The following is a 23,858-nucleotide window of genomic DNA, read 5'->3' as shown; positions in this document are numbered from 1 at the left end:
CAAAGAAACCACACTCAGAATATAAACTATATGGGGATAAGATTTTAGCATTCAATGGGTACTTGAAGATAAAAAGTGAAATGAGGGGAGGATCCCTCATTTCACTGATAACTTTTTGGTGCTAAATCCTAGGCGCTAATTATCACCAGAGGCTTGGGCATCAGGCTTGCTGTAGATCAGTAATGGCTCTGATTGTTCATTAATCACATTCTCATCAACAACGACTTTTTCAACACCTTCCATAGAAGGCAGATCGTACATTGTATTTAGTAATGCGGCTTCAACAATTGAGCGTAAGCCACGAGCCCCGGTTTTACGAGCCATTGCCTTTTTAGCAATCGCTTTTAAGGCTTCTTCACGGAACTCTAACTCTGTCCCTTCAAGGCTAAATAGCGCTTGATATTGCTTGGTTAATGCGTTCTTCGGTTCCTGCAAAATCTGAATCAATGCTTCTTCACTCAATTCAGTTAATGTCGCAACAACAGGCAAACGACCAATAAACTCAGGGATCAGACCAAATTTGATTAAATCTTCTGGTTCTGTTTGCGTTAACAACTCACCTTCACTGATTTTGTCAGATTCGCCTTTGACTTCCGCAGCGAAACCAATACCTGAACGTGTGTTTAAACGCTGACCGATGACTTTATCAAGCCCTGCAAACGCACCACCACAGATAAATAAGATTTTAGAGGTATCAACCTGTAAAAACTCTTGTTGAGGATGCTTGCGACCACCTTGTGGAGGAACCGCCGCCACTGTTCCTTCAATGAGTTTCAGTAGCGCTTGCTGTACCCCTTCCCCTGAAACATCACGGGTAATGGATGGGTTATCTGATTTACGCGAAATTTTGTCAATTTCATCAATGTAAACAATACCGCGTTGAGCTTTTTCTACATCGTAGTCGCATTTTTGCAGTAATTTTTGGATGATATTTTCGACATCTTCCCCCACGTAACCCGCTTCGGTTAATGTGGTTGCATCAGCCATCGTAAATGGCACATCCAAGTAACGAGCCAACGTCTCAGCCAACAGTGTTTTACCGCTACCTGTTGGGCCGATCAGCAAAATATTACTTTTACCAAGCTCTACCCCTTCAGCAGTGGTATCTCCATTACGTAAACGCTTGTAATGGTTATAAACAGCAACAGAAAGTACTTTCTTCGCTTGTTCTTGACCTATGACGTAATCATCAAGATGCTCTCTAATTTCATGGGGAGTAGGCAGTGCACTACGCTCACGATGAGGAGCTAACTCTTTGATCTCTTCACGGATGATATCGAGGCATAAATCGACACATTCATCACAAATATAGACTGACGGACCGGCAATCAGCTTGCGGACTTCATGCTGACTTTTTCCGCAGAAAGAGCAGTACAACAGCTTACCTGACCCCTCTTTGCGTTTTTCTGTCATCAGTTGACCTCACTTATCGTCAAACTACCCTGTTTATTTGCTGGATAAACAACCTAAAACAGGATAATAAATTTCTTTAATATTAATTAAGTATGGATAAATCCTAGCTAATTAACGGCTAGTATAAATATGGTCGACCAAACCATACTCTTTGGCTTCATCTGCAGACAAGAAACGATCGCGTTCAGTATCACGATTAATCTCTTCAACTGATTTACCTGTGTGCAATGCCATTAATTCATTCATTCGAGTTTTCACTTTCAGAATTTCCTGAGCGTGAATTTGAATGTCTGTCGCTTGCCCTTGATAACCGCCCAATGGTTGGTGGATCATCACACGAGAGTTCGGCAAGCAGAAGCGTTTGCCTTTAGTCCCCGCAGCTAGCAAGAAAGAGCCCATAGAGCAAGCTTGCCCCATACAGATTGTGCTGACATCCGGCTTAATAAATTGCATTGTGTCATAGATAGACATACCTGCGGTGATCACACCACCAGGGGAGTTGATGTAAAGTTGGATATCTTTTTCTGGGTTTTCCGCTTCCAGAAATAGCATCTGTGCGACAATTAAGTTCGCCATATGATCTTCCACCTGACCTGTCAGGAAGATAATACGTTCTTTTAACAGACGTGAATAAATATCGTATGAACGTTCACCCCGAGAGGTCTGCTCAATGACCATTGGCACTAGAGCCATTTGGGATGCTAGATTTTCCTGACCGCCAAAATATGACATCGAAATCTCCTATTAAAAACTATCTGGTGCTTGCGCCTAAATTTGCTGTTTGTTCGACTTTTAAGCATTCTAAGCAGCAAACAAACAGTTTGTCTTTAAAAATTCTCTATCTTGCCTATTTCCACTATTATCTCATCTCGTTATTTCTTTTAAGTTAACTAAAAAGCTGTTAATAGAGATGAGCATGAACACAGCGAATGACGCCGTAGAAAACAAGACCCACTATAAAATAGTTTAACACAAGTCTGTAAGGATTCACGGATTTGTTCTTTCAGATAACCGAGAACCAAACAGCCTATCTTATGTGAATATACCGCAGCGCTTATAATAAAATTAGGGCGAAAATGTGATTTTCAAGACGATTGGTGCGCCTACCTTAAATAATTCGAGTGGTAATAAAGCGACAAGTAAGCCATCTTAGGCAGCACAAATGGCTAATAACCCCCAAGCTCAGCCTCTATCTAGGCACCCTCACCCTAACTTGAAATGTGATAACTCTAATTGGCAAAAAACCCGCAGCGCAATGCCACGGGTTTATTATTTGCACAACTGAAAAAGCGAAATTAACCCGCTTGAACTTGGTTCATCAGTTCTGTGAAGTTAGTTTCTTTTTCAGTCACTTTCGCAACTTCAAGAACTTTCTCAACCGCTTGTTCTTCTAATGCTAAGTTACGAACACTATTCATCAGCTCATTATTTTTGCTGTAGTATTCGATAACTTCTGCTGGATCTTCATAAGCTGACGCCATTTCTTCGATCAATGCTTTAACACGATCTTCATCAGCTTTCAGCTCATTAGCGCTGATCACTTCACCTAACAGCAGACCGATAACAACGCGACGTTTTGCTTGTTCTTCGAACAGTTCACGTGGCAGTTCCATCGCTTGCTTCTCGTTACCACCAAAGCGTTGAGCAGCTTGACGACGCAGAACGTCAATTTCGCCATCAACCACAGCAGCAGGAACTTCGATTTCGTTTGCGTTAACTAGACCATCTAAAACTTGCGCTTTAATACGGTTACGAACTGCATTTTTCAGTTCACGTTCCATATTTTTACGAACTTCAGCACGCAGACCTTCTAAAGTACCATCAACGATACCGAAACGCTTGATGAACTCTTCAGTGAATTCTGGCAGTTCACGTTGCTCAACTTTCTTCAGAACGATAGCAAACTTAGCTGCTTTACCTTTCAGGTTTTCAGCGTGGTAATCTTCTGGGAAGTTAACTTCGATATCAAACTCTTCGCCTGCTTTGTGACCAACGATGCCATCTTCAAAGCCAGGGATCATACGACCTTCGCCCATAACCAGTGCGAAATCTTCTGCTTTGCCGCCTTCGAACTCTTCACCATCGATTGAGCCAGTGAAGTTAATAGTGATACGTGAATCCACAGTTGCCGCTTCAGAAACTTCTTTCCACTGAGCTTGTTGCTTACGCAGCGTTTCCAGCATGTTTTCCAGATCTTCATCTTTTACAGAAACAACTGGTTTTTCAACTTCGATAGTTTCCAGACCTTTCAGCTCGATTTCTGGATAAACTTCGAATTCAACTGAGTAAACAAAATCTTTACCATCTTCCAGCATTTCAGGTTTGTAGCTAGGCGCACCTGCTGGATTGATTTTTTGTTCGATGATCGCGTTGATGAAGTTACGTTGCATCACATCGCCCAGAACGTCTTGCATAACAGACGCGCCGTAACGCTGTTTAACGATGTTCATTGGTACTTTCCCTTTACGGAAACCATCAACACGTACTTTCTTCGCGACATTAACCAGCTCGCTGTTTACTGCTTTTTCAATATCGGCAGCAGGAACGGTGATTGTTACACGACGCCCAAGGCCTTGAGTCGTTTCAACAGAAACTTGCATCTTCTTACCTCAAAAAAAATCTTAGTGATCGGTCTACTCCAGAGTTTGGTCATTAAATCATAACGACCTTCTCCCTTCCAGAACCGGGGGCGTTGCTTACACAACGGTCATCCCTGATATCAGAAGCGTCCCGAAACCTTACTGAAAATTAGACGCGACATTATACCGATGCAGATGCTCCGAGTCGAGAAAAGCTGATAAAAGAAGCGATCAATCCGCTTTATTTGTGACTTTTCCGACTAAAAAATGTCTTCTCCACGCAAATTGGAGAAAAAATGCTCATCGAAATTAATGTCGACATCGTAAAATGATGTGAATCATTTCATCACAATGACAGTAAAACAGAGAATGAGTCAATCAGCCGTTTGTTTTACCACCACCACGACATGCAGGTGAATTTAATGCCGTATCCGCCAATTCCCCCCATTCTGTCGGGGTATACGTATGGAGCGCTAATGCGTGGATACTTCCTGCTAATTCGTCCGCCAAAATAGCATAAATTTCGCGATGACGGCCAACCATACGTTTATTTTCAAATTTTTCACTGACTAAAACCACCTTAAAGTGGCTTTCTGAACCAGCAGGCACATTGTGTTGATAGCTTTCATTGATCACTTCAAGATGAGCAGGTTCAAAGGCTGTATGCAACTTTTGCTGAATACGTGACTGCATATTCTGCGGTGCATTTATCCCCATAAAAATAACTCCTTTCTTCAACCAACATTTACGTTTTTTTTGTTATCTTTTTTTGTCACGGTAGAGGACAATCACTCTACAATGATATGATAAATACCCGCTTTGGCGAATTTTTTCTAAAATGGTTGTCTAACCCTTTAGAAAATCCGTCACAATGGCACTATACCCTATAAAACATAACAGGGTTCGTTAGATTGCACCATAACGGAACAGACTCAATTAGGAAAGATTAACTGGAAAAAATTATGTTAAGAAAACTTTGTTTTCCACTTTTTGCACTATTTCTTCTAGCAGGTTGTGCAACAAGCAATAACACTTTATCGCTCGAACCCAAAATCACGCTACCTGCGCGCAACCCGACACTCAATGCAACCGCAATTAGTGTGAGTAGCGTTGATAACCGACCATCAAAATCACTTACGGAACTCAACCGTAATGGGAGTTTAGTGGTCTTGTCACCTTCGCGTGATCCTCGCTATTTAATGCAAGAAGCGGTTGAGAAACAAATGGCAGCACGTGGTTTTATGGTGTCGTCACCCGCGAGTGTTAACTTAGTCGTACAATTAAATCAATTAAACGCCCAAGTCACTGAAGGTAGTCTACGTCACAATATCACGGTAAACACCAGTGTGACCGTTAATGCGACAGCGCCTAACGGCTCGACGAAATCACGTACTTTTACGCGTAATTACAACAACCAAGAATTACTTGGTGCAAGTAACGATAAAATAGAAAAAGCGATCAATATCGCGTTAACAGATTTAATTAATGATATGGCAAATGACCAAGAATTGACGCAGTTTATTAGACAAAACGCTCGGTAATCGCCCTTCATTATTATACGGTAAGAGCCTATTTCTATAGGCTCTTAAAAGTGTGGTGCTATTACTACAATAAGCAACCAATAACGGAAGTCCTCTATTTTACAAATAACCAATCATAGGAAGATTATGTCCCGTGCCTTTTTACCTAACTCAGTCATTTTAATCCTATTAGGTTTTGTTTCCGGCCTTCCGTTAGCCCTTACCGCAGGTACATTACAAGCTTGGTTAACAGTTGAAAACATCGATATCAAAACAATCGGTTTCTTTTCACTTGTTGGTCAAGCTTATGTTTTAAAGTTTCTGTGGTCTCCTATGATGGACAGATATACGCCTCCTTTTTTTGGTCGGCGTCGAGGTTGGTTACTCACCACACAGATCCTACTTATTATTAGCATAGGGGCGATGGGTTTTATGAATCCATCCGAACACCTATGGTGGTTAGCAGCACTTGCCGTCATGGTTGCCTTTTGCTCCGCCTCACAAGATATTGTCTTCGATGCCTATAAAACCGATTTGCTCAGTGCAGAGGAAAGAGGTTTTGGTGCCGCCGTGTCGGTGATGGGGTATCGCATCAGTATGTTAGTTTCAGGTGGATTAGCATTATGGATGGCAGATACGTTTCTCACATGGAAACAGCTCTATCTACTCATGGCGGGGTTAATGCTAATCGGTGTTGTAGCGACGCTGCTTGCCAAAGAGCCTGAAGATAATGGCGCACCACCAACTTCACTAAAAAAAGCTATCTATGAACCATTAGCTGAATTTTTCAGCCGTAACAATGCTTGGTTGATCCTGCTGTTACTGGTGTTTTATAAAATGGGTGATGCTTTTGTTATGGCACTTAACACCAATTTTCTACTGCATGGGCTAGGGTTTAGCTTAAGTGAAGTCGGCACTGTCAATAAAACAGTAGGTATGCTGGCGACCATTATTGGGGCGTTATTTGGCGGTTATTTGATGAAAAAAATGAGCTTATTTAACGCGCTCTTTATTTTCGGAATATTACAAGGCGTATCTAATATCGGCTATTGGTTCCTTGCAGTCACGCCACCTAACATCATGACTATGGGAACAATTATTTTCCTTGAGAACCTTTTCTCAGGAATGGGTACCGCCGCCTTTGTTGCCTTATTGATGACCTTATGTAATAAGTCTCTTTCTGCCACACAATTTGCTTTGCTATCTGCACTTTCCGCAGTAGGACGCGTATATATCGGCCCTGTTGCCAGTATTCTTGTGAGTGCTTATGATTGGCCAATCTTTTATTTACTCTCGATTATCGTTGCTCTACCGGGGATCTTGCTGCTACTTGCCTGCCGCACATCGCTTATCTATACCCAAACAACTGGGCTATTCCAGCGCCGTGAACAATATGCAAAAGCCTACAAAATCGCGGTTTACTTATTCTTGCTAGCTATTAGCATCCTTGCTATTTGGCTAATAACGCTCTTAATCAGCTCATTCTCATCTGTCAAAATCTATCTGTTTACAACTCATCTATCACTTTGGCTTTCCTTGCCTGAATATCAAAATAGCATCTTCAATACCGGCGTTGGGATTGGGGCATTAAGTTTGATTATTGGTGGATGCCTTGATTTCTTTGCAGTCAAGAAAGTAGTTAAAAAAGCTGTTAATTAATCAAAAAAAATTAATAACTAGAGTAATTATCCCGAAATAAGATAAATCTGTTTCGGGTTTTTCTTGACCTTTTAAATTAGATCTGACTAGCAAATATTGATATCCCTCGCGTCATATCGTGATGTATATCACTTATTCAATGAAATATATTTTTTAATTACAAATGAAAAGCCTAATATCTCACACGTTAAGGGCTAATCAGCCTCACGGCTGAATAATAAATATCGTTAATACTCAAACGAAAATAATATATTATGAAAAAACAACTTCTCTGCGCCGCGGCACTCGTATCTTTAGCTGGAACAGCGAATGCAGACGACGGCTTTCTTGGCTATCAGAATGGTTTCGCGGATATCAATGTCAACTATCTAGACTGGTCTCACCGCACCGAAACTAAGTCAGAATACACTTCTCGTAAAAAAGACTTTGCCTACATTGAGTTAGAAGGCGGTGCTAACTTCAATTGGGGGGAATTATACGGCTTCTTTGATGTGGAAAACCCATTCCATAAACGCCGTACTGAACCAGGTCGTAACCAACGTTATACAATCAAAACCACGGGACGTTTCTATTTAGGTGACAGTGGCTTTAACGTATATGGACACGTCTATGGTACTTGGTCACTGCCAGGAGCTAAATATGGTGGTAATTTCCATGAAGTCAACACATTGTATGGTTTAGGATACAACACTGCATTTGGTGACCTGTGGTTCAAACCATTTATTGCAATGCACTATGTCGATCAATCGTTTTATTCAGGTAATAACGGCTATGTCGTCGGCTGGGTTGCTGGTTATGGATTCAAAATGTTTGAAGAGAATTTCATGATCACTAACTGGCACGAAATGGAGTTTGCACGCCATAAACGTTATGGCAGCGGTAACGGTGGTCGTGATGGTGTCAATGGTGCATTAGCATTTTGGTGGAATGCAACACCAAATTTAGCAGCAGGTGTTCAATATCGCTACGCTGATAACAAGTTAGGTGAAGATTTCTATCAAGATGCGATTATTTATACATTAAAATATACGTTCTAAATAGCTCACTTAAGTCAACATGAATACTTATAGAAAAATTTAAAAACTCTCTTTTCTTTTCAAGAAAGTAACAATTTTTCTTAGCTATTTTGGCCGGTAAGGTGGTGCTAGCCGCCTTATCGGCATTAAAAATCGTAATTTCACCTATCATTTTATTTAACAATCATAGCAGTTTCTTCATTTTTTGCTCACTTTTGTACATATTTTTCTTTGAAAAATGACAAAGATATTTTAGTATTACCTTCGTTTTAGCAAAATATACCTATAATCTGCATGACTTTTAACTTTTTAATCATAAGCTCTTTACATGTGATCATATTAACATAAAGAGCTAACAATCCTGCTTCTTTACCTTACAATTGTTTACACTCACATAACCTTACCGTAGAATGCCCCCACTGATGAAACGACAATTAGAATCTTTGTCATTTGGGGTCGTGGATGAGACTTATGAACTACAAAAAAAGCATTGGGGCAATCTCGCTAGTTGTAGCCGCCTTATTATTAGGTGGTTGCGACATGGTGTTGATGGACCCTAAAGGCGCCGTTGGCGTCAAACAAAAAGAGCTGATTCTTATTGCAATCGGCTTAATGCTCGTTGTTGTGATTCCTGTTATTTTCATGGCATTTATCTTTGCAATGAAATATCGTGAATCCAATAAATCAGCAACTTACCGTCCTAACTGGGCTCACTCAAATAAAATTGAGTTAGTCTGCTGGACCGTTCCTATCATCATTATCATCATTCTAGGTACTATTACTTGGAAGACGACTCATGAGCTTGACCCTTATAAGCCATTAGTCAGTGATCAGGAACCTGTCACTATTGAAGTTATTTCGGCTGACTGGAAATGGATCTTCATCTATCCAGAGCAAGGCATTGCAACAGTTAACGAAATCGCATTCCCTACTGGTGTGCCAATCAACTTCAAAATTACGTCTGATTCGGTGATGAACTCGTTCTTCATTCCATCGTTAGGTGGTCAAATCTACGCGATGGCAGGTATGCAAACTAAGCTTCACTTAATTGCTAATGAACCTGGTACTTATAAAGGCTTCTCTGCAAGCTACAGTGGTCATGGCTTCTCTGATATGAAGTTTAATGCTATCGCAACACCTGATCGCCAAGGTTTTGATGAGTGGGTACAAAAGGTGAAAGCGTCACCTAAGACTATGGATACCATGCAAGCGTTTGATGAAGTCGCCAAACCTAGCATGAACGTTCCTGTAACCTACTTCTCTAGCGTGAAACCAAATCTGTATGAAGACATCATTCTCAAGTTTGGTCATGAGCACCATAAAGGTCACGCTCCTGCAGACAAGAAAGATGAAACTGCAGGTCAATCTATGCATATGAGCCATAACGCTCATACAGGCGCTGAGGAATAAGGGCATGTTCGGAAAATTAACACTAGATGCTATTCCGCTCCATGAGCCAATTGTCGTCGTGACACTGATTTGTATCATTATCGGCGGTATTGCGCTTCTTGGTGCGATCACCTACTTCGGTAAATGGAAGTGGTTGTGGAAAGAGTGGTTGACATCCGTTGACCACAAAAAAATTGGTGTCATGTACATCATTGTCGCAATGGTCATGCTATTCCGTGGTTTCGCGGATGCTATCATGATGCGTGGTCAACAAGTACTCGCTTCTGCTGGTCAAGAAGGTTTCTTAAACCCTCACCACTATGACCAAATTTTTACCGCACACGGCGTTATCATGATTTTCTTCATGGCGACTCCATTTGTTGTCGGTCTGATGAACCTTGTTGTTCCTCTGCAAATTGGTGCGCGTGACGTTGCTTTCCCATTCCTGAACTCACTGAGCTTCTGGTTCTTCGTCGTCGGTGTTGTGCTGATTAACATCTCGTTAGGGGTGGGTGAATTCGCACAAACAGGTTGGTTAGCTTATCCGCCGCTTTCGGGCTTGGAGTACAACCCAGGTGTCGGGGTCGATTATTGGCTCTGGAGTCTCCAGATATCCGGTATTGGTACACTATTAACAGGGGTTAACTTTATCGCGACAATTATCCGTATGCGTGCACCGGGTATGTCGATGATGAAAATGCCAGTATTTAGCTGGGCAGCACTCTGTACGAACGTACTGATCGTAGCAGCGTTCCCAATCCTGACTGTTACACTGACGCTTCTGACATTAGACCGTTACCTAGGTACCCATTTCTTTACTAATGATATGGGCGGTAACATGATGATGTACATCAACCTGATTTGGGCATGGGGTCACCCAGAGGTGTATATCCTTGTACTACCTGTATTCGGTGTTTTCTCAGAAATTGCGGCAACGTTCTCCAAAAAACGTCTGTTTGGCTACACCTCGTTAGTGTGGGCAACTATCGTTATTACCGTTATGTCCTTCATCGTTTGGTTGCACCACTTCTTTACGATGGGCTCGGGAGCAAACGTCAACGCCTTCTTTGGTATCGCCACGATGATTATCGCAATCCCAACAGGGGTTAAGATCTTCAACTGGCTGTTCACCATGTATCAAGGTCGTATTGAGTTTAAATCACCGATGCTGTGGACTGTCGGCTTCATTATCACCTTCTCTGTCGGTGGTATGACAGGTGTTCTACTTGCAGTACCTGGTGCAAACTTCGTTCTGCACAACAGTTTATTCCTGATTGCTCACTTCCATAACGTTATCATTGGTGGTGTGGTATTCGGTTGTTTCGCGGGTATGACTTACTGGTTCCCGAAAGCTTACGGCTTTACGCTAAATGAAAAATGGGGTGTCCGTGCCTTCTGGTTCTGGATCACTGGTTTCTTCTTAGCATTTATGCCGCTATATATCCTTGGCTTTATGGGAATGACTCGTCGTTTAAGCCAAAATATTGATCCGGCTTATCACACGATGCTCGTTGTTGCTGCATGTGGTGCTGGACTGATTGCGCTGGGTATCCTGTGTCAAGTTATCCAAATCATCGTGAGTATCCGTGACCGTCATGCAAACCGTGACCTAACTGGTGACCCATGGGGTGGCCGTACACTGGAGTGGGCAACATCTTCTCCACCGCCATTCTATAACTTTGCCATCGAGCCAAACATCCAAACTCGTGATGCTTGGTGGGATATGAAAGAAAAAGGTACCGCTCATAAGCGTCCTGCTAAATATGAAGAAATTCATATGCCGAAAAATACAGGCGCTGGCGTGATCATCGCTGCATTCAGCTTGGTTTTAGGTTTCGCGATGATCTGGCACATCTGGTGGCTCGCAATCGTTGGTTTCGCTGGCATGATTGTTACTTGGATTGCAAAAAGCTTCGACGAAGATGTTGATTATTACGTACCTGTGGCCGAAATCGAGCAAATCGAGAATAAGCACTTTGAAGACTTACGTAAGGCAGGTGTGAACGATGTCAACTAATACAATGACTAATCAAAACTTGGCCCATGCAGAGCATGGGCACCATGATGCAGGCGGAACTAAGGTATTTGGTTTCTGGCTCTACATAATGAGTGACCTGATTCTGTTCGCCTGTTTATTCGCAACTTATGTTGTCTTGGCTGACGGCACTGCCGGCGGCCCTGAAGGTAAAGACATTTTCAGCCTGTCATTCGTTTTAGGTGAAACCTTCCTACTGTTATTCAGTAGTATCACCTACGGCTTTGCAATGTTAGCCATGCATAAAGGTAAAATTGCATCCGTTAACTTATGGCTGTTTGTCACTTTCCTGTTAGGCCTTGGCTTCGTTATCATGGAAGTTTATGAGTTCCATGAGCTAATTGCAGAAGGCTATGGTCCTGACCGCAGTGGCTTCTTGTCTGGCTTCTTTACGCTGGTTGCAACTCACGGTATCCACGTGACTTGTGGTCTAGTTTGGATCATCATCATGATTATCCAAGTTTCACGCCGTGGCCTAACTGAGGTGAACCAAACGCGTCTGAACTGCCTGAGCCTATTCTGGCACTTCTTAGATGTTGTTTGGATCTGTGTATTTACCGTTGTTTATCTTCTGGGGGCAATTTAAATGAGTCACGCAAAAGATGCTCATACTGGAGCAAGCCACGGTAGCATGAAGACTTACGTGATTGGTTTTGTTCTGTCAGTCATATTGACAGTGATTCCTTTCTGGATGGTGATGGAAGGTACAGCATCACAAGCCACTATCCTTTGGACAGTTGTGGGTATGGCTGTTGTACAGATCCTCGTTCATCTAGTATGCTTCTTGCACATGAACACATCATCAGATGAGCGTTGGAACCTGATTGCATTCCTGTTCACTATGCTAATCATCGGTATCGTTGTCATTGGCTCTCTGTGGATTATGTACAACCTGAACATCAATATGATGCTCGACTAAAGAGTTGCCGATATGTTTAAGCAATACCTGCAAGTGACCAAGCCAGGAATTATTTTCGGAAATCTAATTTCTGTGATCGGCGGTTTTCTTCTCGCCTCAAAAGGCTCGATTGATTACCCGCTGTTTATTGCGACTTTGCTGGGTGTATCACTGGTCGTCGCTTCTGGTTGTGTTTTTAACAACTATATCGACCGTGATATCGACCGTATCATGGAAAGAACGAAGAATCGCCCTTTAGTTAAAGGGCTGATTGACCCGAAAATTAGCCTGATTTACGCCGCTGCATTAGGTATTGCTGGCATGCTGCTACTTCTTGTAGCAGCAAATGCTCTGGCAATGCTCCTTGCGGTAATTGGTTTCGTAGTTTATGTAGGTATTTATAGCCTATATATGAAACGTAAATCAGTCTATGGCACGCTAATTGGTAGTTTATCTGGCGCAGCTCCACCGGTTATCGGTTATTGCGCTGTCACAAATGAGTTCGATACAGGTGCATTGATCCTGTTATTGATTTTCAGCTTGTGGCAAATGCCTCATTCGTATGCCATCGCGATTTTCCGTTTTAAAGACTATAAAGCAGCTAATATTCCTGTTTTGCCTGTAATTAAAGGGATCTCTGTCGCTAAGACACATATCTTCTTATACATCTTGGCATTCATGGTTGCCACACTCATGTTAGCTATCAGCGGATACGCTGGTTATAAATATCTGGTTGTGGGTGCTGCGGTCAGTCTTTGGTGGCTTGGCATGGCAATTTCTGGGTTTAAAACCGAAAATGATGACCGTGTTTGGGCTCGTAAACTGTTTATCTTCTCCATTGTGGCGATCACTTCATTGAGTGTCATGATGTCAGTTGACCCAACAGTTTCAACCGATACTGTTATAGCTTTAGTTAGATAATTTCTGACACAATAACTCCCAACGGCAGGCCAGTCCTGCCGTTTTCATTTATAACATCATTATTGATTATTAATAATGATTAAATATTCATTTACCTACCTCTAGGTTCCCCAATAGAATAACCTTTTTCGTCTATACCCGAGGCTTTACCATGAATGATAACAAGATGACCCGCTCCGAATTACGTGCGACATGGGGGCTAGGCTCTGTTTTTTCCCTAAGAATGCTAGGGATGTTTATGGTATTACCCATATTAACCAGTTATGGTATTCACCTTAAAGATTCATCAGAGCTTTTGGTCGGGGTCGCGATTGGTATTTATGGCCTAAGCCAAGCCATCTTCCAAATCCCTTTCGGCTTGATGTCAGATAAAATTGGCCGTAAACCTTTAATCGTAGTTGGGTTGATGATATTTATCATTGGTAGCGTACTCGCCGCACTTAGTGACTCCATATGGGGGATCATTATTGGTCGTGCCTTACAAGGTGCTGGAGCGATTTCTGCTGCCGTTATGGCATTACTTTCTGACCTTACCCGCGAACAGAATCGTACCAAGGCCATGGCTTTTTTAGGGATTAGCTTTGGCATCACTTTTGCTATCGCATTAGTCCTAGGACCAATCGTCACCCACTGGGTTGGATTAAGTGGGTTATTTTGGGGGATCACCCTACTAGCGGGCGGTGCTATTGTGGTCACCCTGTTTGTGGTGCCTAATAGCCATCAGCATATGACTAACCGCGAATCCGCTTTCGTAAAAGAGAATTTGCGTACAGTCATAACGAACCCCCAGTTGCTAAAACTCAACTTTGGCATTTTAAGCCTACATACTTTGCTTATGTCGAGCTTCGTTGCCTTCCCCTTAATCATGACTCATGCGGGATACTTGGCAAAAGATCACTGGAAGGCTTATCTGATTACCATGCTGATCGCCTTTGTATCAGTGCTTCCCTTTATTATCTATGCTGAAAAACACCGAAAAATGAAACAGGTGTTTTTACTATGTATTTTTATCTTGGCGTTAGCTGAGGTCACTTTATGGTTATCGGGAAACCATCTGTGGGTGATCTTTTTAGGATTACAGCTATTTTTTGTCGCCTTTAATATTATGGAAGCCATTCTCCCTTCATTGATCAGTAAAGAAGCTCCCGCTGGCTATAAAGGAACCGCAATGGGGGTTTATTCCACCAGCCAGTTTTTAGGTGTGGCGATAGGCGGCATACTCGGTGGGTGGCTCTATGATATGGATGGAGCGGCAGCCGTATTTATTGGCGGGCTAGCCTTAACAGCCATTTGGTTTATCGTGAGTCTGACCATGCGGCAGCCTCCTTATGTCAGCAGTATTCGTCTTGTTTTACCTCATCGATTTAAAAATATCGACAAGTTACAAGCTCAACTTTCCACGCTGCCGGGTGTATTAGAAGCCGTCATTATTCCCGATGAAATGGGCGTTTATGTGAAAGTGGATAGGAAACTGACAACGCGAGAACAACTAGAAGCAATAATTAAAGGTGAAGATTAATACAAATAGCCCGCGGCAATACCAGCAGCGGGCTGTTGTGCCTATTAGTCACGGAAGTTAGTAAACTGGAATGGCTGGCCTAGGTTGCCAGAACGGACAAGTGCCATCACTGATTGTAAATCATCACGTGATTTGCCTGTCACTCGCACTTGCTCACCTTGGATCTGAGCTTGAACTTTCAGTTTGCTATCTTTAATTAACTTAACAATTTTTTTAGCCGTTGCCGCATCAATCCCCTGCTTTAACGTCACTTCAACACTGTAAGTTTTGCCACTGTGCACAACATCATCGGGAATATTCAAGACAGCGCCATCAATGCCACGCTTTGCCATTTTTTCACGTAAAATGTCTAACAACTGATGAACTTGAAAGTCCGACTCACTCGTTACTTTGATAGATTCACTCTTCTCATTGAGTTCGAAGCTTGCCGCCACATTTTTAAAGTCCCAACGGGTGGTTAATTCGCGCTCGGAATTTTCAACCGCATTACGCACTTCATTCATTTCTACTTCAGATACAATATCAAATGATGGCATGGTTATGACCTCCTGATAATCAATGTGATGCATGATAGCTTCTTTCTATTAAGAGCAAAAGCACTATACTTGATATATGAATTTACAAGCATCTATACTCGTCGGGCTTCAAGCGCAGCACCATTGGCTATGTGTTTACCCATCAGATGACGATTTTAACACCTAGCTGCAATTTGAAAGGGTTAAAACTGACCATTAAATAACTATTGGCTTGAATCTGACTAATACCCAGAGGGGGAATATGAAAATAACGCTTATCGGTTGTGGTGCTATTGGTAAATTATGGCTCGCCGCGTTAAGTCAGCAAGGGCACGATATACAAGGCTGGCTACGTATAGCCCAATCTGACTTATTTGTTGATGTCAACGAACCCGATGGCCGTATTTTTCGTGAATGGATCCCTTGCAACAACCTCAATCATTTACAAAACAGTGAATTGGTTATTGTGTGTTTGAAGGCATGGCAAGTCTCCGATGCGCTACTGCCTTTACTGCATAATATACCAGACGCCTGCCCGATCCTGTTACTTCATAACGGCATGGGGACCCTTGATGAATTAGGCACTTTACGCCATCCTTTTTTATCCGGCATCACCACCCACGCAGCTTGGCAAGAAAACAACCAAGTTTTTCATGTCGCTAATGGTATAACCCATATCGGAGCCGTTAACTCACTGGCTGAAAATTACTACCCCATTGCCGATATTTTGCATGAGGCCCTTCCAGATGTCGCATGGCATAACCAGATCCTGACGACGTGTTGGAAGAAACTTGCCGTCAACTGTGTGATAAATCCTCTCACTATTCTTCATAATTGTAAAAATGGTGATTTACTCAATCATTCACAGCAAATTAATTTGCTAATTGATGAAATATGCCAAGTGATGGCTATTGAAGGACTGCATACTGATAAAGCCCAGCTTGTTGACTATATTTATGGCATTATTCACAGTACGGCGAGTAACTACTCCTCAATGTTACAAGACATTCGTAATAAGCGACGAACCGAAATCGACTACATTACAGGCTATCTCATTAAACAAGCAAGAGCACATGGCCTAAGTACACCAGAGAATGATCGTTTGTACCATTTTATTAAACAGCGAGAAGAAAAAAATGACGGCTTCCGTACTGATATGCATCGCCAATGGTAGTGAAGAAATCGAAACCGTAACCACTGCTGATTTATTAGTAAGAGCAGGGATCAAGGTTACATTAGCAAGTGTGACTGACGATGGCTCTATTGAAATAACCGCCTCTAGAGGCGTCAGAATTGTCGCTGATACCCCAATTATCAAGGTGGCTGATGAACCTTTTGATGCGATTGTTCTTCCCGGTGGAGTAAAAGGAGCCGAAACCTTCCGCGACAGCCCATTAGTCGTGGAAAAAGCGAGGAGAATGCACCTTGATGGTAAAATTGTAGCCGCGATTTGTGCCGCTCCTGCTTTGGTATTGGAATACCACCAGTTATTTCCAATCGGGAATATGACAGGTTATCCCACGATGAAAAATCAAATTGCGGCAAATAAATGGGTTGATAAGCGAGTCTATTTTGATGAGCGTGTCAACTTATTAACGAGCCAAGGGCCAGCAACAACCTTTGATTTCGCCTTGAAATTGATTGAGTTGCTGGTTGGCCGCGATATCGCCGGCAAGGTTGCATCTCAATTAATTTTACCTAATGGGATTAATGATTATTTAGAACAGTAATAGTAAAGGCCGATACGATGATACCGTTCGGCCTTTATCTTAGTTATGACATGACTCGGTTACGGGCGATAGACTTTTACATTATTAAAACCCTGCTCTTGCAAATAAAGAGCTTGTAAACGGCTCATCACCCCGCGCTCGCAATATAACAAGTAGGTTTTATCTTTTGGTAAATCGCCAAATTGAGTACCCAAGCGGTAAAACGGGATATGCTTAACCTCAATCCCTTCAATGGATAATGGCTTCTCTTCGTGTTCGTCCGTAGAGCGAATATCTAAAATCACTTCATGCTCAGGCGCAAGCTCACTCACCATTTCCACTTCCATGACTTGTTCACGGCTTTCTTGGGCTATCTGGCGAATATCAATATTTTGTGACTGCTCAACGACTTGATCTAAGATACTAAAGTCAAAATTAGCTTCTTCCGCTTCAATTTTCGCTTTCACTGCTTTAACAGTAGGGCTTTTCGAAATCACACCACAATATTCAGGCATGGTTTTCGCAAAATCTTCTGTGCCAATTTGACGGGCAATTTTGATGATATGCTCTTTGTCATGAGAGATAAGAGGACGCAACACCAAAGTGTCAGACGCATTATCAATCAAACGCAAATTGGTCAATGTTTGACTTGATACCTGCCCTAATGCTTCCCCTGTCACTATCGCTTGAACGCCATAGCGTTCAGCAACCTTTGAAGCGGCACGGACCATCATGCGTTTCAAGACAACGCCCATTTGTCCGTCATCTACTTTTTCTAAGATTTCTGCCACAACAGGCTCAAAATTAACCGCGATAAAACGGACTTTATGGGAACTACCAAAGCGGTTCCAGAGATAGTGGGCAATTTGTTTAACACCAATTTCATGAGCCGCTCCACCTAGATTAAAGAAGCAGTAATGAACACGGCAACCACGGCGCATCAACATATAACTTGATACCCCAGAGTCAAAGCCCCCAGAGATCAGTGATAATACATCTTCTTGCGTCCCAATAGGGAAACCACCAATACCTTCATAGCGTGCTTTTACGAGGATCAAGTTTTCGTCTTCTATCTCTAAATGCACCGTAACATCGGGGGCTGTCAGCTTCACTTTCGCAGAAGGAATATGTTGATTTAAGCCACCACCGATATAGCGCTCCGCCTCAATAGAAGTAAACTCATGCTTCCCTCTTCGCTTGACGCGCACACAGAAAGTTTTATTTTCTAGCGAAGGCGCATAAGAGTCATGCACCATCTCATAAATATGGTGCAAACTGGTGAACGGTTTTTCTTCAACTTCTAACACATGGTGAATACCGGGAATGCGCGTCAGCATGTCACAAATTTCGTCGTGTTTCGTTTCCCCTTTAACACGCACTTCAATGTTATCCCAATGACGGACAACCGCGATTTCTTCGCCCAACGGCTTCAGGACATTACGGATATTGCTGGTAAGGATCTTAATAAAACGTAGCCTAACGGTCTGGCTTTTAATCGTAATTTCTGGGAATAACTTAATGATAAACTTCATAATAGCAGCATGTTAATGTTATAGGGGCAAGTGAACGTATTTTAAAAGTGACACACGTACAGGTTACCAATTGTCAATAAAGAGGCGTATTATAGCACTATCTTGTGTGTTGAATCTAAAAACACCAATAATAAATTGTATCCAGCGCGAGACTAAGTTAGTCTGCTCAATTAATACAATCCTTTGATTGAATGATTAAATATTTGTGGTTAAAGAAAGATGGCTAAAGAAAAATCTCAGCAAGTACCTGTAGTTAGCTTCGAAAACTCACTCAAAGAACTTGAGGAAATTGTTTCTCGCCTTGAGTCTGGCTCACTACCACTTGAAGATGCGCTCAATGAGTTTGAACGAGGCATCCAAATCGCTAAACAAGGGCAAAAAGTCCTGCAACAGGCTGAGCAACGCGTGCAAATCCTGCTTAGCGATGATGAAAATAAAGCTCTTGATGATTTTTCACCAGATACCGAATAAATTATGTCCGAACAACACCCTAATAGCTTCACGATACAGCAACAACAAGCGTATGAGCGAGTTAACCAGTATTTACTAAATGCCTTAGATGCGCTTCCTTTCTCTGATTTACCCCTTGCCGCTGCCATGAAACATGGTGCACTACTTGGGGGGAAACGCCTACGCCCGTTTTTGACCTATACTGTAGGAAGCATGCTGGGTGTCGATTCTGTTAATCTTGATGCGCCAGCGGCAGCGGTTGAGTGTATTCACGCCTACTCATTAATTCATGATGATCTCCCTGCTATGGATGATGATGACCTACGGCGTGGGCAACCCACTTGCCATATCAAATTTGGTGAAGGGAATGCCATTTTGGCGGGTGATGCGCTACAAACATTAGCCTTCCAGCTACTGTCTTCCGCAGAAATGCCTGATGTTACTGACAAAGACCGAATTGCTATGTTGTCAGAACTCGCTTATGCCAGTGGTCTAGCGGGTATGTGTGGTGGTCAAGCACTCGACCTTGAGGCTGAAGGCAAGCGTGTTGATCTTGCAGCCCTTGAACGTATTCACCAACACAAAACGGGTGCATTAATACGAGCAGCTATTCGTATGGGTGCTTATGCCGCTGGAATAAAAGGACATAAGGCACTACCTGCATTAGATAAGTATGCAGAATCTATTGGCCTCGCATTCCAAGTACAAGATGATATTTTGGATGTGATTGGTGATAGTGAAGTGACAGGCAAACGCCAAGGCGCTGATGCTGAGCATGAGAAAAGCACGTATCCATCTTTGCTAGGACTTGAAGCGGCTCAAGAAAAAGCTCGCGAGCTGTATTATAATGCGTTGGAAGCGTTAAAAGCCATTGAAGCAGAAGGCTATAATACACAAACTTTAGTCGCCCTAGCGAATTTCATTATCGAGCGTAAAAGCTAATCTTACATACTCTCAAACGATTAAAGATGCGGCTAGGCGAGAAGCGAACAAGTTGCTAGGATCATACAAAAATCTATGGTCAGCACGCGTGAACATAGTCAATAACGCTGCCATCGAGATCATAACGAGTATACAATGCTGCTTTCTATTCATACTATTGATAATAAAAGTGGCATAATAGCTAAATTCAAACGCTGGAATTAACCAGCGTTATTACCTTATTAACAATTATAAATAGTCGTGGGCCCCCTAATGAGTATTGATATCGCTAAGTATCCAACACTAGCGCTGGCAGAAACACCGGAAGAGCTACGTCTGCTGCCGAAAGAAAGCCTGCCGAAGCTGTGTGATGAACTCAGGCAATTTTTACTTAGTAGTGTTGGTCGATCTAGCGGTCACTTTGCCTCTGGTTTAGGCGCCGTTGAACTCACCGTTGCATTACATTATGTCTATAAAACTCCTTTCGATAACCTTGTCTGGGATGTGGGCCATCAAGCCTACCCCCATAAGATTTTAACAGGTCGCCGAGATCGCATTGATACCATTCGTCAAAAAAATGGTTTGCATCCCTTTCCTTGGCGTGACGAAAGCGAATATGACGTATTGAGCGTTGGTCACTCATCAACCTCAATTAGTGCCGGTTTAGGTATGGCCATTGCCGCTGAAAAAGAAGATAAAAACCGCAAAACCGTCTGTGTCATTGGGGATGGTGCGATTACTGCGGGTATGGCATTTGAAGCCATGAACCATGCCGGTGATGTTGCTCCTGATATGTTAGTCATCCTCAACGATAACGAAATGTCGATTTCTGAAAATGTTGGGGCGCTGAATAACCATCTTGCTCACCTGCTCTCTGGCAAGCTCTACACCACTTTGCGTGAAGGTGGTAAAAAAGTGTTTTCTAATATGCCGCCGATTAAAGAGCTATTAAAGAAAACAGAAGAACATATCAAAGGCATGGTCGTTCCTGGCACCATGTTTGAAGAGTTAGGTTTTAACTACATCGGCCCTGTTGATGGTCACGATGTCGTTGCGCTTGTGCAAACCTTGAAAAATATGCGTGATCTGAAAGGGCCTCAGTTCTTACATATCATGACCAAAAAAGGTCGTGGCTATGAGCCTGCTGAAAAAGATCCGATCAGTTGGCATGCTGTTCCTAAATTTGATCCAAGCACATTTACCCTGCCTAAGAGTAAAGAGACCCGTCCTACATTTTCTAAGATTTTTGGGGATTGGCTATGCGAAGAAGCCCAAAACGATGATAAGCTCATGGCTATCACACCGGCTATGCGTGAAGGGTCAGGAATGGTGCGTTTTTCCAAAGAGTACCCTAACCAATACTTCGATGTCGCCATCGCCGAGCAACATGCCGTTACCTTTGCCGCTGGCTTAGCTATCGGTGGTTATAATCCGATCGTCGCGATTTACTCCACTTTCTTGCAGCGCGGTTACGATCAAGTGATCCATGATGTTGCGATTCAAAAAACCCCTATCTTATTTGCCATTGATCGTGCGGGGATTGTTGGGGCTGATGGCCAAACTCACCAAGGGGCATTTGATATCTCTTACCTACGGTGCATTCCAACACTCGTTATCATGACGCCAAGTGATGAAAATGAATGCCGCCAAATGCTACATACTGGTTACCATTATAAAGATGGCCCTAGCGCGGTACGCTACCCTCGCGGAACAGGCACTGGAGCAGAATTACAACCTCTTGCACCACTACCAATTGGTAAAGGGGTCATTCGTCGCCAAGGGGAAAAAATTGCCATCCTCTGCTTCGGTACATTACTCAAACATGCGCTCGTCGCTGCCGAAGCGCTTAATGCAACCGTTGTTGATATGCGCTTTGTTAAGCCATTAGATGAAGCACTGATCCTCGATATGGTAAACAGCCATGACATGTTAGTCACGCTAGAAGAGAATGCCATTATGGGTGGTGCAGGCAGTGGTGTTAACGAATTTCTGATGCGCGAACATAAGATGATACCTGTATTAAATCTTGGTTTACCTGATTTCTTTATACCGCAAGGCAGCCAAGAAGAGCTTATTGCGGACTTAGGTCTCGATAGTCAAGGTATTATTCACGCAATCGAACAATATCAGCAGAAATCATAACCTATAGTAAAAAACAGGTATTGTGATAATAACAATACCTGTTTTTCTCAATATTCTTCCTTAATCGATCTTCCATTACAATCCCCGCTTCCTTATGTGAAATTTCATTTTTCTTATTTAAGATAAAATTATTTTGATCATCGATAAGATCAAACTAAGCTAAAATTCTTTTAAAAGGATCTTGCTTTTATCTCAAATAAAGTTCAGTATGAAGTTAATACCCAATTACCCTCATAATAATTTTTGTCATTATTGACATAAATGTCTCATATTTATATGAGATATACGCCTCATTTTTATTTTAGCTGCCTTTTGGCAGCTTTCTTTTGCAAAAAAGAAAATAAATCAAATAGATTCAATAGATTAAGTAATTCCCTCTAATTTTCTAATCGCTATTTTTAATATCCTCTATCTAGAACCTATTATATTTTTCTATAAAAAATCACGGTAATGACCTCTTTGTAATCTATATAAAATAACAACACGGATTATTACGATAACAAAAAGATCTTTTTTGATCGCTTAAAATAAAAAACCCGTCTCAATCACTGACACGGGTTCACTAAACAGCATGATTATTTTATCAACTTAACTATTAACATCTGTTAATGCAAAATGATCAAACCCTTTAAGGGCAACATCAACCGCCTGATTATCACAATAATAACTGATCCCTTCTGATTGCGGTTTTATTTGACCAATACACGTAAAATTAGCGCCTGTATGAGCCAATGCTACTTCTAAAGCACCACGATTAACTTCAGGGATCGTAAAGCAAAGCTCATAATCTTCACCACCACTTAACGACCAAATGCGTGCTTGCTCTACAGAGCAGTTTTGTTGCAACGCCTCGGAAAGTGGTAAAGCATCAAGATTAATACGAGCGCCACAGCCGCTAGCCTTGAGGATATGATTGAGATCGGAAATTAAACCATCAGAAATATCAATCGCGGAAGAAGCTAAGTGGCGTAACGCCTGCCCTTGTAAAATACGCGGCTGAGGACGCAGATGACGCCCAATTAGCCATGACTTTTGGCTCTCATCAGCAATATCTAATTTCCCCTGTAATATTGCTAAACCCGCAGCGCTGTCACCTAGTGTGCCCGTCACGTATATCCAGTCGCCATTACGGGCTCCTGAGCGTGACAATGCTTTCCCACTCGGTACTAAGCCATGTACGGTATAAGTTAGGCTCATTGGTCCACGCGTTGTATCACCGCCAATTAGCTGCATACCGTAATAGTTAATTTGCTCAAATAAGCTATCGCTAAATTGCTCTAACCAATCTGGATCAACATGAGGTAGTGTGATCGCTAGAGAAACCCATGCCGGATCTGCTCCCATAGCAGCAAGATCACTTAAATTAGACGCTAATGATTTGTAAGCAAGATCGGCTGGAGAAATTTCAGGAAGGAAGTGGATACCAGAAACTAATGTATCGGTGCTCACAGCAAGCTGCTGTTTTTCTGGGATGGTCATCAACGCACAGTCATCACCAATACCAATATTCACATCCCGTCTGTTTGTTGTTTGACGGTTAAAGTAACGCGCGATGAGGTCAAATTCGCCATATGACATGGTAGCTTTTCCATTTTCGCTATGCCCAGTTATCAACTTCATCACTGATAATTAGACATAAA

The 23,858-nt window shown here is 42.3% G+C and carries 21 protein-coding genes; 14 read left to right on the top strand and 7 right to left on the bottom strand.

Translation table 11 applies throughout. The features are described from left to right. Window positions 1-135: 135 nt before the first annotated feature. From clpX to bolA, 4 genes are all read right to left on the bottom strand, one after another. The gene (gene clpX, locus PSE69_RS02565; protein WP_004927031.1) at window positions 136-1,413 is read right to left on the bottom strand and encodes an ATP-dependent protease ATP-binding subunit ClpX; all 1,278 of its coding nucleotides are present in this window, start codon (window positions 1,411-1,413) and stop codon (window positions 136-138) included. Between the two features lie 111 nt (window positions 1,414-1,524). Continuing rightward, entirely contained in the window at window positions 1,525-2,145 is a 621-nt protein-coding gene (gene clpP / locus PSE69_RS02560) for an ATP-dependent Clp endopeptidase proteolytic subunit ClpP (RefSeq protein ID WP_004927029.1), read from the bottom strand. A 563-nt stretch (window positions 2,146-2,708) separates the two neighbouring features. After that, window positions 2,709-4,013, bottom strand: coding sequence for a trigger factor (gene tig, locus PSE69_RS02555; RefSeq protein WP_272674931.1), 1,305 nt, complete (start codon window positions 4,011-4,013; stop codon window positions 2,709-2,711). Between the two features lie 357 nt (window positions 4,014-4,370). Beyond that, on the bottom strand, window positions 4,371-4,709 hold the full coding sequence (gene bolA, locus PSE69_RS02550; protein ID WP_004927022.1) for a transcriptional regulator BolA: 339 nt from the start codon (window positions 4,707-4,709) through the stop codon (window positions 4,371-4,373). A 245-nt stretch (window positions 4,710-4,954) separates the two neighbouring features. On the opposite strand from bolA, the gene PSE69_RS02545 reads away from it, so the two are divergent. From PSE69_RS02545 to PSE69_RS02505, 9 genes are all read left to right on the top strand, one after another. Beyond that, complete coding sequence (locus PSE69_RS02545) at window positions 4,955-5,533, top strand: YajG family lipoprotein (RefSeq protein ID WP_014656771.1); 579 nt, start codon at window positions 4,955-4,957, stop codon at window positions 5,531-5,533. A 126-nt stretch (window positions 5,534-5,659) separates the two neighbouring features. Continuing rightward, complete coding sequence (ampG, locus tag PSE69_RS02540; protein WP_072502519.1) at window positions 5,660-7,171, top strand: muropeptide MFS transporter AmpG; 1,512 nt, start codon at window positions 5,660-5,662, stop codon at window positions 7,169-7,171. A 254-nt stretch (window positions 7,172-7,425) separates the two neighbouring features. After that, window positions 7,426-8,208 (top strand): nucleoside-specific channel-forming Tsx family protein, encoded by a 783-nt coding sequence (locus PSE69_RS02535; RefSeq protein ID WP_004927017.1) that lies wholly within the window; start codon window positions 7,426-7,428, stop codon window positions 8,206-8,208. A gap of 441 nt (window positions 8,209-8,649) precedes the next feature. Beyond that, a complete protein-coding gene (gene cyoA, locus PSE69_RS02530; protein WP_004927013.1) occupies window positions 8,650-9,597 on the top strand; it encodes a cytochrome o ubiquinol oxidase subunit II in 948 nt (315 codons plus the stop codon). A gap of 4 nt (window positions 9,598-9,601) precedes the next feature. Next, on the top strand, window positions 9,602-11,593 hold the full coding sequence (cyoB, locus tag PSE69_RS02525; RefSeq protein ID WP_004927011.1) for a cytochrome o ubiquinol oxidase subunit I: 1,992 nt from the start codon (window positions 9,602-9,604) through the stop codon (window positions 11,591-11,593). Further along, window positions 11,583-12,197: a cytochrome o ubiquinol oxidase subunit III gene (locus tag PSE69_RS02520; RefSeq protein WP_004927009.1), complete on the top strand. Its 615-nt coding sequence runs from the start codon at window positions 11,583-11,585 to the stop codon at window positions 12,195-12,197. Before cyoB ends, PSE69_RS02520 begins: the two co-directional genes overlap by 11 nt. Continuing rightward, window positions 12,198-12,530 (top strand): cytochrome o ubiquinol oxidase subunit IV, encoded by a 333-nt coding sequence (locus tag PSE69_RS02515; protein WP_004927007.1) that lies wholly within the window; start codon window positions 12,198-12,200, stop codon window positions 12,528-12,530. A 12-nt stretch (window positions 12,531-12,542) separates the two neighbouring features. Further along, window positions 12,543-13,430 carry a heme o synthase gene (gene cyoE, locus PSE69_RS02510; protein ID WP_004927005.1) on the top strand — a complete coding sequence of 296 codons (888 nt, stop codon included), beginning with the start codon at window positions 12,543-12,545 and terminating at the stop codon, window positions 13,428-13,430. Between the two features lie 151 nt (window positions 13,431-13,581). Continuing rightward, window positions 13,582-14,949: an MFS transporter gene (locus PSE69_RS02505; RefSeq protein WP_004927003.1), complete on the top strand. Its 1,368-nt coding sequence runs from the start codon at window positions 13,582-13,584 to the stop codon at window positions 14,947-14,949. A gap of 44 nt (window positions 14,950-14,993) precedes the next feature. Here the strand turns inward: PSE69_RS02505 and PSE69_RS02500 are convergent, their stop codons facing one another. Further along, on the bottom strand, window positions 14,994-15,485 hold the full coding sequence (locus tag PSE69_RS02500) for a YajQ family cyclic di-GMP-binding protein (protein ID WP_014656773.1): 492 nt from the start codon (window positions 15,483-15,485) through the stop codon (window positions 14,994-14,996). Between the two features lie 241 nt (window positions 15,486-15,726). Here PSE69_RS02500 and panE point away from each other — a divergent pair, with 241 nt between their 5' ends. Together panE and yajL are read left to right on the top strand one after the other, a co-directional pair. Further along, a complete protein-coding gene (panE, locus tag PSE69_RS02495; RefSeq protein WP_004926998.1) occupies window positions 15,727-16,638 on the top strand; it encodes a 2-dehydropantoate 2-reductase in 912 nt (303 codons plus the stop codon). Continuing rightward, window positions 16,601-17,194 carry a protein deglycase YajL gene (yajL, locus tag PSE69_RS02490; protein WP_004926996.1) on the top strand — a complete coding sequence of 198 codons (594 nt, stop codon included), beginning with the start codon at window positions 16,601-16,603 and terminating at the stop codon, window positions 17,192-17,194. Before panE ends, yajL begins: the two co-directional genes overlap by 38 nt. A gap of 59 nt (window positions 17,195-17,253) precedes the next feature. On the opposite strand, the gene thiI is transcribed toward yajL, so the two are convergent. Further along, entirely contained in the window at window positions 17,254-18,705 is a 1,452-nt protein-coding gene (gene thiI, locus PSE69_RS02485) for a tRNA uracil 4-sulfurtransferase ThiI (protein ID WP_004926994.1), read from the bottom strand. A 219-nt stretch (window positions 18,706-18,924) separates the two neighbouring features. Between thiI and xseB the strand changes: the two genes are divergently transcribed. The 3 genes from xseB (at window position 18,925) to dxs (ending at window position 22,218) form a co-directional block, all read left to right on the top strand. Beyond that, a complete protein-coding gene (gene xseB / locus PSE69_RS02480; RefSeq protein ID WP_004926992.1) occupies window positions 18,925-19,176 on the top strand; it encodes an exodeoxyribonuclease VII small subunit in 252 nt (83 codons plus the stop codon). A gap of 3 nt (window positions 19,177-19,179) precedes the next feature. Then, complete coding sequence (ispA, locus tag PSE69_RS02475) at window positions 19,180-20,097, top strand: (2E,6E)-farnesyl diphosphate synthase (protein ID WP_004926990.1); 918 nt, start codon at window positions 19,180-19,182, stop codon at window positions 20,095-20,097. A gap of 252 nt (window positions 20,098-20,349) precedes the next feature. Further along, entirely contained in the window at window positions 20,350-22,218 is a 1,869-nt protein-coding gene (gene dxs / locus PSE69_RS02470) for a 1-deoxy-D-xylulose-5-phosphate synthase (RefSeq protein ID WP_014656775.1), read from the top strand. A 588-nt stretch (window positions 22,219-22,806) separates the two neighbouring features. On the opposite strand, the gene thiL is transcribed toward dxs, so the two are convergent. Next, a complete protein-coding gene (thiL, locus tag PSE69_RS02465) occupies window positions 22,807-23,796 on the bottom strand; it encodes a thiamine-phosphate kinase (RefSeq protein ID WP_014656776.1) in 990 nt (329 codons plus the stop codon). Between the last annotated feature and the right edge of the window lie 62 nt (window positions 23,797-23,858).

The sequence above is a fragment of the Providencia sp. PROV122 genome (assembly GCF_028482365.1).
In the GTDB taxonomy this organism is placed as follows: domain Bacteria; phylum Pseudomonadota; class Gammaproteobacteria; order Enterobacterales; family Enterobacteriaceae; genus Providencia; species Providencia stuartii.
Note: the sequence above shows the minus strand (reverse complement) of the source record. Positions and strands in the feature narration are given on the sequence as shown.

Coding starts and splice junctions, on each gene's coding strand:
- yajL (WP_004926996.1), top strand. CDS start 16,601: ATGACGGCTTCCGTACTGATATGCATCGCCAATGGTAGTGAAGAAATC.
- panE (WP_004926998.1), top strand. CDS start 15,727: ATGAAAATAACGCTTATCGGTTGTGGTGCTATTGGTAAATTATGGCTC.
- xseB (WP_004926992.1), top strand. CDS start 18,925: ATGGCTAAAGAAAAATCTCAGCAAGTACCTGTAGTTAGCTTCGAAAAC.
- PSE69_RS02515 (WP_004927007.1), top strand. CDS start 12,198: ATGAGTCACGCAAAAGATGCTCATACTGGAGCAAGCCACGGTAGCATG.
- cyoA (WP_004927013.1), top strand. CDS start 8,650: ATGAGACTTATGAACTACAAAAAAAGCATTGGGGCAATCTCGCTAGTT.
- clpP (WP_004927029.1), bottom strand. CDS start 2,145: ATGTCATATTTTGGCGGTCAGGAAAATCTAGCATCCCAAATGGCTCTA.
- ispA (WP_004926990.1), top strand. CDS start 19,180: ATGTCCGAACAACACCCTAATAGCTTCACGATACAGCAACAACAAGCG.
- clpX (WP_004927031.1), bottom strand. CDS start 1,413: ATGACAGAAAAACGCAAAGAGGGGTCAGGTAAGCTGTTGTACTGCTCT.
- cyoE (WP_004927005.1), top strand. CDS start 12,543: ATGTTTAAGCAATACCTGCAAGTGACCAAGCCAGGAATTATTTTCGGA.
- PSE69_RS02505 (WP_004927003.1), top strand. CDS start 13,582: ATGAATGATAACAAGATGACCCGCTCCGAATTACGTGCGACATGGGGG.
- tig (WP_272674931.1), bottom strand. CDS start 4,013: ATGCAAGTTTCTGTTGAAACGACTCAAGGCCTTGGGCGTCGTGTAACA.
- thiL (WP_014656776.1), bottom strand. CDS start 23,796: ATGTCATATGGCGAATTTGACCTCATCGCGCGTTACTTTAACCGTCAA.
- PSE69_RS02545 (WP_014656771.1), top strand. CDS start 4,955: ATGTTAAGAAAACTTTGTTTTCCACTTTTTGCACTATTTCTTCTAGCA.
- PSE69_RS02535 (WP_004927017.1), top strand. CDS start 7,426: ATGAAAAAACAACTTCTCTGCGCCGCGGCACTCGTATCTTTAGCTGGA.
- PSE69_RS02520 (WP_004927009.1), top strand. CDS start 11,583: ATGTCAACTAATACAATGACTAATCAAAACTTGGCCCATGCAGAGCAT.
- ampG (WP_072502519.1), top strand. CDS start 5,660: ATGTCCCGTGCCTTTTTACCTAACTCAGTCATTTTAATCCTATTAGGT.
- bolA (WP_004927022.1), bottom strand. CDS start 4,709: ATGGGGATAAATGCACCGCAGAATATGCAGTCACGTATTCAGCAAAAG.
- thiI (WP_004926994.1), bottom strand. CDS start 18,705: ATGAAGTTTATCATTAAGTTATTCCCAGAAATTACGATTAAAAGCCAG.
- PSE69_RS02500 (WP_014656773.1), bottom strand. CDS start 15,485: ATGCCATCATTTGATATTGTATCTGAAGTAGAAATGAATGAAGTGCGT.
- cyoB (WP_004927011.1), top strand. CDS start 9,602: ATGTTCGGAAAATTAACACTAGATGCTATTCCGCTCCATGAGCCAATT.
- dxs (WP_014656775.1), top strand. CDS start 20,350: ATGAGTATTGATATCGCTAAGTATCCAACACTAGCGCTGGCAGAAACA.